The 10,948-nt window shown below is 72.6% G+C and carries 8 protein-coding genes; 6 read left to right on the top strand and 2 right to left on the bottom strand.

Translation table 11 applies throughout. From position 1 onward, the window contains the following. Positions 1 to 151: 151 nt before the first annotated feature. The 6 genes from IE185_RS27605 to IE185_RS27580 all read left to right on the top strand — a co-directional run bounded on the left by IE185_RS27605 (position 152) and on the right by IE185_RS27580 (position 7,604). On the top strand, positions 152 to 1,441 hold the full coding sequence (locus IE185_RS27605) for a bifunctional glycosyltransferase family 2/GtrA family protein (protein ID WP_189716215.1): 1,290 nt from the start codon (positions 152 to 154) through the stop codon (positions 1,439 to 1,441). Then, a complete protein-coding gene (locus tag IE185_RS27600) occupies positions 1,438 to 3,477 on the top strand; it encodes an ArnT family glycosyltransferase (RefSeq protein WP_189716213.1) in 2,040 nt (679 codons plus the stop codon). Before IE185_RS27605 ends, IE185_RS27600 begins: the two co-directional genes overlap by 4 nt. Positions 3,478 to 3,567: 90 nt before the next feature. Continuing rightward, positions 3,568 to 5,073, top strand: coding sequence for an MFS transporter (locus IE185_RS27595; RefSeq protein WP_138895392.1), 1,506 nt, complete (start codon positions 3,568 to 3,570; stop codon positions 5,071 to 5,073). A gap of 70 nt (positions 5,074 to 5,143) precedes the next feature. Next, entirely contained in the window at positions 5,144 to 5,899 is a 756-nt protein-coding gene (locus tag IE185_RS27590) for a TetR/AcrR family transcriptional regulator (protein ID WP_138895393.1), read from the top strand. 189 nt (positions 5,900 to 6,088) lie between these two features. Continuing rightward, complete coding sequence (locus tag IE185_RS27585) at positions 6,089 to 6,766, top strand: GAF and ANTAR domain-containing protein (RefSeq protein ID WP_167519029.1); 678 nt, start codon at positions 6,089 to 6,091, stop codon at positions 6,764 to 6,766. Positions 6,767 to 6,806: 40 nt separating this feature from the next. Then, complete coding sequence (locus tag IE185_RS27580) at positions 6,807 to 7,604, top strand: GAF and ANTAR domain-containing protein (protein ID WP_138895394.1); 798 nt, start codon at positions 6,807 to 6,809, stop codon at positions 7,602 to 7,604. 18 nt (positions 7,605 to 7,622) lie between these two features. On the opposite strand, the gene IE185_RS27575 is transcribed toward IE185_RS27580, so the two are convergent. Beyond that, positions 7,623 to 8,444: a YceI family protein gene (locus IE185_RS27575; RefSeq protein WP_138895395.1), complete on the bottom strand. Its 822-nt coding sequence runs from the start codon at positions 8,442 to 8,444 to the stop codon at positions 7,623 to 7,625. A gap of 158 nt (positions 8,445 to 8,602) precedes the next feature. Then, on the bottom strand, positions 8,603 to 10,939 hold the full coding sequence (locus IE185_RS27570) for a DHA2 family efflux MFS transporter permease subunit (protein ID WP_500809314.1): 2,337 nt from the start codon (positions 10,937 to 10,939) through the stop codon (positions 8,603 to 8,605). Between the last annotated feature and the right edge of the window lie 9 nt (positions 10,940 to 10,948).

Below are 10,948 nucleotides of genomic sequence, written 5' to 3'. Positions count from 1 at the left end.
CTTGAAGTCCATCGCATCCCCTGAACTGGGGTGTTGCGACGACCACTAGAACTCAAGGGTGCGGACCGGGGGCTTTCGGGTCGGTGGACTCACAGGTGGGGGACAGGGGCGTCACATCCCGCTGACAGGGCCGGTCGTGAGTCTCGGGAGCATGCGAATCCACACTTCAGCGGGCACCTTGCCGGCTCGGGAGCCTCTCGGGGAGTCGGGTGCCCCGGTCCTCGATGTCGTCGTCCCCGTGTTCAACGAGGAGCGGGATCTCGAAGCGTGCGTGCTCCGGCTCCGCGAGCACCTGGCCCGCACCTTCCCGTACACGTTCCGGATCACCGTCGCCGACAACGCGAGCACCGACCGCACGCCCGACATCGCCGACCGGCTCGGGCGCGTGGTGCCCGAGGTGACCTCCGTACGCCTGGAGCAGAAGGGGCGCGGGCGGGCCCTGCGGGCCGTCTGGGAGCGTTCCGACGCGCCCGTCCTCGCGTACATGGACGTCGACCTGTCCACCGACCTCAAGGCACTGCTGCCCCTGGTCGCGCCGCTGATCTCCGGCCACTCCGATCTCGCCATCGGCTCCCGCCTGGCGGGTGGTTCGCGGGTCGTGCGCGGTCCGAAGCGCGAGTTCGTCTCGCGTACGTACAACCTGATCCTGCGTTCCTCGCTCGCCGCGCGCTTCTCCGACGCGCAGTGCGGGTTCAAGGCGATACGCGCCGACGTGGCCGAGCGGCTGCTGCCGATGGTCGAGGACACCGGCTGGTTCTTCGACACCGAGATGCTGGTGCTGGCGGAACGCGCCGGCCTGCGCATCCACGAGGTCCCGGTGGACTGGGTCGACGATCCCGACAGCACGGTGCGTGTCGTGCGTACGGCCGTCGACGACCTCAAGGGCGTCTGGCGGGTCGGGCGGGCGCTCGCCGTGGGCGCGCTGCCGCTGGACCGCCTCGCGCGGCCCTTCGGCGACGACCCGCGCGACCGCGCGATCGGCGGCGTGCCCGGCGGCCTGGCGCGCCAGCTCGTCGGGTTCTGCGCCGTGGGCGCGCTGAGCACGCTCGCCTACCTGGCGCTGTACTCCGTCTTCCGGGCGGGCGTGGGCCCGCAGGCGGCCAACGCGCTGGCCCTGCTGGTCTCGGCCGTGGCCAATACGGCGGCCAACCGGAGGTTCACGTTCCGGGTGCGGGGCCGGGAGCGCGCCGCACGGCACCAGGCCCAGGGCCTCGTCGTCTTCGCCATCGGGCTCGCCCTCACCAGCGGTTCGCTCGCCGCCCTCGACGCGGCCGTCGGGGCCTCGCCGTCCGGTTCGCCGTCGCACGGCACCGAACTGGCCGTGCTCGTCGCCGCGAACCTCGCCGCGACCGTCCTGCGCTTCCTGCTCTTCCGCCTCTGGGTCTTCCCGGACCGGCGCTCCGACCTGCCCGCACGCGACCCGAGGAAGGCCGTCCGATGACCGCCCCCGTGACCGCGCCCCCGAGCGGCGCCCCCCGCGCCGGTGACCCCCGCTGGGCGCGGCCCGCCCTCGCCGGGCTGCTGCTCGCCACCGCGCTGTTCTATCTGTGGAACCTCAGCTCGTCCGGCTACGCCAACTCCTTCTACTCCGCCGCCGTCCAGGCCGGCGGTGAGAGCTGGAAGGCGTTCTTCTTCGGCTCCTCGGACGCCGCGAACTCGATCACCGTCGACAAGCCCCCGGCGGCCCTGTGGCCGATGGCCCTGTCCGTACGCCTCTTCGGTCTCGGCTCGTGGCAGATCCTCGTCCCCGAGGTGCTGATGGGCGTGGGCACGGTCGCGGTGCTGTACGCCGCCGTACGCCGCCGCTTCTCCCCCGCCGCCGGCCTGATCGCGGGCGCGGTGCTCGCGCTGACGCCGGTGGCCGCCCTGATGTTCCGGTTCAACAACCCGGACGCGCTGCTCGCGCTGCTGATGACCGTCACCGTGTACTGCGTGCTCCGCGCCCTCGAAGGCGCGCGGACGAAGTGGCTGGTGTGGGCGGGGGTCGCGGTCGGCTTCGCGTTCCTGACGAAGACCCTGCAGGCGTTCCTGATCCTGCCGCCGCTCGCCGTGCTGTACGCCGTGTGCGCCCCGGCGTCCGTACGCCGCCGCCTGGGCCAGCTCGCCCTCGCCGGGCTCGCCGCCGTGGTCGCGGGCGGCTGGTGGGTCGCCGTCGTCGAGCTGTGGCCGGCCGCGTCGCGCCCCTACGTCGGAGGCTCGCAGACCAACAGCTTCCTTGAGCTGACCTTCGGCTACAACGGCCTCGGCCGCATCAACGGCGAGGAGGCCGGAAGCGTCGGCGGCGGCTGGGGCGAGAGCGGCATCGGGCGGATGTTCAGCACGAGCGTCGGCGGCCAGATCTCGTGGCTGCTGCCCGCCGCCCTGATCCTGCTCGTCGCCGGCCTGGTCGTCACCTGGCGGGCCGGGCGGGCCGACACCGCGCGCGCCGCCTTCGTCGCGTGGGGCGGCTCGCTGCTGATGACCGCGGCCGTCTTCAGCTTCATGGCGGGGATCTTCCACGAGTACTACACGGTGGCCCTCGCCCCGTACATCGCCGCCCTGATCGGCATGGGCACGACCGTGCTGTGGGAGGAGCGCCGGTCGCTCCTGGCGGCGGGGACGCTGGCCGGGGCGGCCGCGGTGACGTCCGGGTGGGCGTACGTCCTGCTGGGGCGCACCCCCGACTACCTGCCGTGGCTGCGCTGGGCCGTGCTCGTGTGCGGCCTGGTGGCCGCGCTCGGGCTGGTGCTCGCCGGGCGCGTCGACCGGCGGCTCGCCCTCGGGGCCGCCGGCCTCGGGCTCGTGGCGGCGCTGGCGGGGCCGAGCGCGTACGCCGCCTCCACGGTCGGCAGCGTTCACACCGGGTCCATCGTCACGGCGGGACCGGCCTCGGCACGGGGCGGGCCCGGCGGCGGTGGCCGGCCGGGCGGCCCGGACGGCGACGGTACGGGCGAGCGCCTGGCGGGGGGCGTCGGACAGCCCCCCGCCGGCGCGGGGCGGACCGGGGGCCGGCCCGCTGGGCCTCAGGGCGCTCCCCCGGCCGCGACGGCGCCCGGCGGCGCTCCCGGTGCGGCGGTGCGCGAGGGCGGGCGGGGCGGCGCGGGCGGTATGGGCGGGCTCCTCGGCGGCCGGAGTGTCGGATCCGCGGCCGAGGCCAGGATCTCCGCCGACGCCGAGGACTACACCTGGGCCGCCGCGGCGATCGGCTCGCAGAACGCGGCGAGCTACCAACTCGCCACCGGAAAGCCGGTGATGGCGATCGGCGGGTTCAACGGCAGTGACCCCTCGCCGACCCCGGCCGCGTTCAAGGCGTACGTGGCGAAGGGCGCGATCCACTGGTTCGTCGCGAGCGGCGACGGCGGCGGGCAGGGCGGTCCCGGCGGCGGGCAGGGCGGTCCCGGCGGCGGCAACGCGGAGATCGCCACCTGGGTCGAGGCCCACTTCACCAAGGTCACGGTCGACGGGACGACCCTCTACGACCTGACCGACCGAAAGTAGTTGTACGGCGTACAGGACTCTCTTGTACGGTGTACGGGAACGACCCCCCACCCCTTGGTCCACCCCCGTACCCGTACAAGGAGAGCCCGCATGACGGCGACGACCGCCGAGCACCGCCCCACCGCGCACGGCCATCCGCAGCGCTGGCTGATCCTCGGCGTCATCTGTCTCGCCCAGCTCACCGTGCTGCTCGACAACACCGTCCTCAACGTCGCGATCCCGTCGCTGACCGAGGAACTGGACGCGTCCACCGCCGACATCCAGTGGATGATCAACGCGTACTCGCTGGTCCAGTCGGGTCTGCTGCTCACCGCCGGCAGCGCCGCCGACCGCTACGGCCGCAAGAAGATGCTGATAGCCGGCCTCGCGCTCTTCGGCATCGGTTCGCTCGTCGCGGGAATCGCCCAGTCCAGCGCCCAGTTGATCGCCGCCCGCGCGGGCATGGGCGTCGGCGGCGCGCTGCTGATCACCACGACCCTGGCCGTCGTCGTGCAGATCTTCGACGACACCGAGCGCGTGAAGGCCATCGGCCTGTGGTCGACGGTCAACTCGCTCGGCTTCGCGGTCGGCCCGCTGATCGGCGGCGTCATGCTCGACCACTTCTGGTGGGGCGCGATCTTCCTGGTCAACATCCCGGTCGCGGTCCTCGGCCTGGTCGCCGTCGTCTCGCTCGTGCCGGAGTCCAAGAGCCGGCAGGGCGACCGTCCCGACCTGCTCGGCGCGGTGCTGTCCACCCTCGGCATGACCGCCGTCGTGTACGCGATCATCTCCGGCCCCGAGCACGGCTGGACCTCGGCCCAGGTGCTCGCCTCCGCGACGGCCGGCGTCGTCGTGCTCGGCGCGTTCGCCTTCTGGGAGCTGCGCGTCCCGTACCCGATGCTGGACCTGCACTTCTTCCGCGACCAGCGCTTCGTCGGAGCGGTCGCGGGTGCGATCCTCGTCGCGTTCGGGATGGGCGGCTCGCTGTTCCTCCTGACGCAGCACCTCCAGTTCGTGCTGGGGTACGGGCCCCTGGAGGCCGGGCTGCGCACGGCCCCCCTCGCCCTGACCGTCGTGGCGCTCAACCTCACCGGTATCGGCGCGCGCCTGCTGCCGAGGCTGGGTACGCCCGGCACCATCGCCTGCGGCATGACGCTGCTGTCGGCGGGCCTCGCCGCGATCGCCCTCCTCGGCGGCTCCGGTTACGGCGGGATGCTGGCGGGCCTGATCGTGATGGGCGCGGGCATCTCGCTCGCCATGCCGGCCATGGCCAACGCCATCATGAGCGCGATCCCGCCGGAGAAGGCGGGCGTGGGCGCCGGCGTCAACGGCACGCTGGCGGAGTTCGGCAACGGCCTCGGCGTCGCCGTCCTCGGCGCGGTGCTGAACTCCCGCTTCGCCGCGCTCGTGCCGGGCGCGGTCGCCGCGGCCTCGCTGCCCGCGGCGCTGGCGGCGGCGGACGACGCGGGGGAGCGGGCCCGTATCGCGGACGCCTTCGCCTCCGGGGTCGAGACCAGCCAACTGGTCGGCGCGGTCGCGGTCCTCGCCGGCGGACTTCTCGCCGCGGTGCTGCTGCGGCGGGCGGAGCGGGCAGACTCATCCGCAGCAGCGGCATAGCATCGGGAGCGGGGGAGCGGAGCGGAGCATTCCGGTCTGCCGCCCGCCGGGAGAACGAGGAGTGTGCGTCATGGTGTCCGCGGCCGACCGCGTCAAGAATCCGGCGCGCAACAGCGTCTGGCTGGAGGAGAAGACCTCGCGCACCCGCAGGTCCGACCAGCCGGCCGGTCTCGACCGGGACCGGATCACGGCGGTGTCCGTGCGGCTGCTCGACGCGGAGGGGCTCGCGAAGTTCTCCATGCGCCGGCTCGCCGCCGAGCTGAACGTCACCCCGATGTCCGTCTACTGGTACGTCGACACCAAGGACGACCTGCTGGAACTGTCCCTCGACTCGGTCTTCAGCGAGATCACGCCGCCCGCGGCGACGGACGACTGGCGCGTCCGGCTGCGCGGACTGGCCACCAGCTACCGCGAGTTGCTGGTGCGCCATGTGTGGGTGTCGCCGCTGATCGGGACGTTCCTGAACATCGGGCCGCACTCGATGGCGTTCTCCCTGGCCGTGCAGGACGTGGTGCGCGCGACGGGGCTGCCGCCGCACGGCCAGATGGGCGCCGTCGCCGCGGTCTTCCAGTTCGTGTACGGCTTCGGCACGGTCGAGGGCCACTTCGTGCAGCGGTGCGCCTCGGCGGGCATGAGCCAGGACGAGTACCTCGCCGAGGCGATGGGCGGGATCAGCGCCGCGCCGAGCCTGCGGAAGTCGTTCGAGAACGCGCAGGACCTGCTCGACGCGCGGGCCGGGGAGACGGTCGAGGAGATGCGCGAGCGGGACTTCGATTTCGCCCTGGAGACGTTGGTCGCGGGCATCGAGGCGATGGCGTCCCGCTGAGCCGTCGGGGCATGGCCACGCTTGCTTCGTCGCAGGACAGAAGCGGATAGAGTCTGTCCGTCCTTTGCTCGCAGTCGGGAATGTGCTGCGGAGCTCTCCTGCGCATGGCCGCACCCTCAGCCATGCTCGCCGAAGAGGTTCGTGGTGACTGCGTCCGACATTCCTGAAATTTCATACGATTCTGCCCATTTGGGATCTTCTGCCTCCCTGGCGGAATCGTTGGCCGCCGCCGCGACCGCCCTGCACGAAGCCGAGGGGCGCGTGGAGACGGCGAGGCTCGCGGTGCGGCTGGCCACGGACATCGTGCCGGACGCCGATCAGGCGGGCATCTCCCTGGTCGAACGCGCGGGACGCGCCCGTACCGTCGCCTGGACCGACGAGGTCGTGCGGACCGCCGACGCCGTGACGTCGTGCGGAGCGGGCTGCGCCGTGCGCCGGCCGGAGATCTGGACCAGCCCCGTCGTCCGTGTCGAGGACATCACCGCCTGTGACGGCCACGGGCCGGTGCTGGCCGGGAGCGGACTGCGCTCGGCCCTGTTCCTGCGGCTCCGCGGCCACCAGCGAAGATTCAGCGTACTGACGCTCTACTCCCGTGAGCCGGGGGCCTTCGACGACGCGTCGGTGCGCACCGGCAGGGTCTTCTCGGCGCACCTGGGCATCGCCCTGGAGTCCGTCGAAGTGCAGGAACAGCTCGCCGAGGCCATGCACACCCGGGACGTCATCGGGCAGGCCACCGGCATCCTCATGGGGCGCATGAACATCGACGCGGCGCAGGCCTTCGACCGGCTGGTGCGCGCGTCCCAGAAGGGCAATGTGAAGCTCCGCGACATCGCGTCACGCATCGTCGAAGTACGGGCCACCGAATAGCACCCCGCGTTACCGGAGCGTGTGCGGGAACATGGGGGGTATGACGGACACGACGAGGGACGCGGAAGGCATCGGCAGACGGCCGGCCGACGGGTTCGACCTGGCGTCGATCCAGGACGCCGTCACCGAGTGGCGGGGCCTGCACGCGTTCCTCCAGGACGTCACGGAGCGTGCCGTACGGGCCATGGAGGGCGCGGACGCGTGCAGCATCACCATGCGCCGCAACGGCCACCTGGTCACCGCCGCCGCCGACAGCGGCGGCGCGCTGGAGCTCGACCTCCTCCAGTACGAGGCCGAGGCCGGCCCCTGCGTGTGCAGCATGGAGAACGGCGAGGAGAACTACGTCCCCGACATGCTCCTGGAGCGCCGCTGGGCCCCCTACCCGGCCGCGGCCGCCAAGCGCGGCGCCCGGTCCGTCCTGGCCACGCCCCTGGCGCTGAACTCCCATTCCCTGGGCGCCCTCAACCTCTACTCCGCCAAGCCCGACGCCTTCGTGAACCACCTGGAGACCGCACGGCGCCTCTCCGCCCAGGCCGCGGGAGCGGTCGCGGTCGCCGAGCGCATCGAGCAGGAGGCGGAGGCGGTGAACGACCTGCGGACCGCGATGCTCTCCCGCTCGGTCATCGACCAGGCGATCGGCATCGTCGTCGCCCGCAGGCGCTGCACCCCGGACGAGGCCATGGCCGTACTGCGCCGCGCCTCCCAGGCCCGCAACGTCAAGCTCCGCGACCTCTGCCACGAACTGGTGTCCGACACGGGCGGCGGCCCGCCCCCGCCCGGGAGCTTCGTCAAGCGGGGTCAGCAGGAGCCCCCCGCGGACCGGACCGCGCCCGTCTGAGCCCCCGGGGGCCGGGCCTCAGCCGGCCTGCGGCAGTCGCTCCCCCTGCACCGCCTGTACGTCGAGCTCCACCCGCAGCGTCGCGCCGATCGCGGAGATGCCCGCCTGGACGACCTGGTTGTAGTTCATGGCGAAGTCCTCCCGGCGCAGCTGCGCCGTCGCCCGGAACGCCGCCCGCACGCCGCCCCACGGGTCCGGCCCCGTCCCCAGATAGCTGAGGTCCAGGTCGACCGGGCGGGCGACGCCGTGCAGCGACAGCTCGCCGTGGACCGTCCACCGGTCGGGCCCCGCCGGGGTCAGGCCCGTACTGCTGTACATGATCTCCGGGTAGCGCTCGACGTCGAGGAAGTCCGGCGACTTGAGGTGCCCGTCCCGCATGCCGTTGCCGGTGTCGATGCTCGCCGCGCCGATCACCGCCTCCACGCGCGACTTCCCGAGGTCCTCGGCGATCTCGACGCGCCCGCCGAACTCCAGGAACCGGCCGTGCACGCTGGAGAGTCCCAGGTGCTGGGCGACCGCCGCCACCGAGGAGTGCGCGGGGTCCAGGGTCCAGACGCCGGGCGGCGGCAGCTCCACGCCGCCCTGGCGGGCCAGTACGACCGTTCCGGCCTCCGCCCGTCCGCTCGCCGTCACGAAGGCCGTGGACGCGACGGGCGCGTAACCGGCCGCCGTCACGATGACCGTGCACGGACCGGCGGGCAAGAGGGCGTCGGTCCGCACCGTCCCGTCCTCGTCGGCCGCCGCCCGGACCACCTGCGTGCCGCTCATGTCGGTCACGGTCACCACCGCGTGCCGCACGGCCCAGCCGTCCCGCGTCCGTACCTGTGCGCGAAGTCCCATCCCGTTTTCTCTCCTTGAACGAATGACGAGGGCCCCGGCCGGGACCGACAGGCCGTCCCCTGCCTGTCGGCCCCCGCCGGGGCCCGTTTCCGCACCGGCCGCACTGTCCGTGGCGCGCCTCCGCTGGGGACGCGCCGCGGGCGGCCGGGGGCTCTTGGTTACTCGCCCGGGTGGGCGAGCTCGATGTCGTGGCCGTCGACGCCGCGGCCCGTGACGGTGAGCGCTCCGGCCACCGGCGGGTAGCCGGTCGCGACGACCGTGTACTCGCCCGAGTCGAGGTCGGCGAAGGCGTACGCCCCGTCGTCCCCGGTGGTCGAGGTGGCGACCACGTTCCCGGCCGCGTCCATCAGCGTCACCCGGGCGTCGGGCAGCGGCCGCCGGTCGGCGCCGCCGCGTACCGTGCCATGGACCAGCGCCCCGGACTGGAGCGCTACCTCGATCCGGGTGACGCCCTGGCCGCCGATCTCGACCGGCAGCGCCGTCGGCCGGAAGCCGGCCGCGTTCACCGCGACGGTCACCGTGCCCGGGATCAGCTCGCCGAAGACGAACTCGCCCCGCTCGGAGGACTTGCCGGTGGCCAGCACATCGCCGCGCACGTCGGTCACGACGACCATCGCGTCCTCGACCGGCTGGCCGCCGTCGGCGGCGCGCACGGAGCCGGTGAGTCCGCTCGTACCGGACAGCAGGATGTCGTGGGCGACGGGCTCGTCGCCCACGACCACCGTGGACGCCTGCGGCTGGAATCCGTCGGCGGCGGCGATCAGGACGTACGAACCGGCCGCCGGGGCGTCCAGCGCGTAGCGGCCCTCCTGGGCGACCGCGCGGCCGAGCTGCCGTCCGGCGAGCGAGATGAGCGTGACCGCGGCGTGCGGGACGGTCGTTCCCTCGGCGGTACGGACCGTGCCGTGCAGGGTCCTGCCGGTGGCGAGGGGGGCCGCGACGGGCTCGGTGGCGGTGGCGGTGGGCTCCGCCACCGACTCGGCCGCCGGCTCCACCGCGTCGTCGTTGGACGACTTCAGGGCGACCTCCTTCACGAACAGCACCAGGACCAGACCGACGAGCGCGATGGGCGCGGCGTACAGGAAGAGGTCCGCGACGCCGTCTCCGTACGCGCTCTCCATCACGGTCCGCATCAAGCTGGGCAGCGCGTCCATGTCCGGGATGGTGTTCCCGCCGGCCGCCGCGCCGCCCGGCTTGATGTGGAGGGCGGCCAGGCCGTCCTCGACGTAGTGCGTGATGCGGCTGGAGAGCACCGCGCCGAGCGCGGAGACGCCGATCGCGCCACCGAGCGAGCGGGTGAAGGTGACCAGCGAGCTGGCCGCGCCGAGCTCGGCGGGCTTCACCTGGTTCTGGGAGGCCAGGACCAGGTTCTGCATCATCATGCCGAGGCCGAGGCCGAGGACCGCCATGTAGACGGCGACCTGCCAGTACGCGGTGTCGTACGTGATCGTGCCGAGCAGGCCGAGGCCCGCGACCAGGCCGACGCCGCCGCCGACCAGGAAGCCCTTCCAGCGGCCGGTCCTGGTGATGATCTGGCCGGAGACCGTGGACGAGACGAACAGGCCCGCGATCATCGGGATCGTCATGACGCCGGACATCGTCGGCGACTTGTCCCGGGCGAGCTGGAAGTACTGGCTCAGGAAGACGGTCGAGCCGAACATCGCGACACCGACGAAGAGGCTCGCGAAGGACGTGAGCGCGATCGTGCGGTTACGGAAGAAGCGCAGCGGGATTTGGGGCTCCGCGGCCTTCGTCTCGACCACGATGAAGATCAGGCCGAGCACGATCGATCCGCCGACCATGGCGTACGTCTGCCACGAGATCCAGTCGTAGTTGTCGCCCGCCAGCGTCACCCAGATCATGAGCAGGGAGACCGAGGCGGCCAGGAAGAACGCGCCGAGCCAGTCGATCTTCACCTTGCGGCGGACGACCGGGAGCTTGAGGGTCTTCTGCAGCAGTACGAGGGCGATGGCCGCGAACGGCACGCCGACGTAGAAGCACCAGCGCCAGCCCAGCCAGTCGGTGTCGGTGATGACACCGCCGAGCAGCGGACCGCCGACCGTGGCGACCGCGAAGGTCGCGCCGATGTACCCGGCGTACCGGCCGCGCTCACGCGGCGGGATCATCGCGGCGATCACGATCTGCGAGAGCGCGACGAGGCCGCCGGTGCCGATGCCCTGGAGCACGCGGAAGGCGATGAGCGTGCCGGTGTTCTGCGAGATGCCGGCGAGCGCCGAGCCGATGACGAAGATGACCAGGGCTATCTGGACCAGCAGCTTCTTGCTGAAGAGGTCTGCCAGCTTGCCCCACAGGGGGGTGGTCACGGTCATGGACAGCAGGGCGGCGGTGACGACCCAGGTGTACGCGCTCTGGGTGCCGTCGAGGTCCCTGATGATCTCGGGGAGGGCGTTGGACACGATCGTCGACGACAGCATCGCGACGAACATGCCGAGCAGAAGACCGGTGAGGGCCTCCATGATCTGCCGGTGGGTCATCGGCGCGCC

The sequence above is a fragment of the Streptomyces chryseus genome, assembly GCF_014650755.1.
GTDB classification, from domain to species: Bacteria; Actinomycetota; Actinomycetes; order Streptomycetales; family Streptomycetaceae; genus Streptomyces; species Streptomyces chryseus.
Note: the sequence above shows the minus strand (reverse complement) of the source record. Positions and strands in the feature narration are given on the sequence as shown.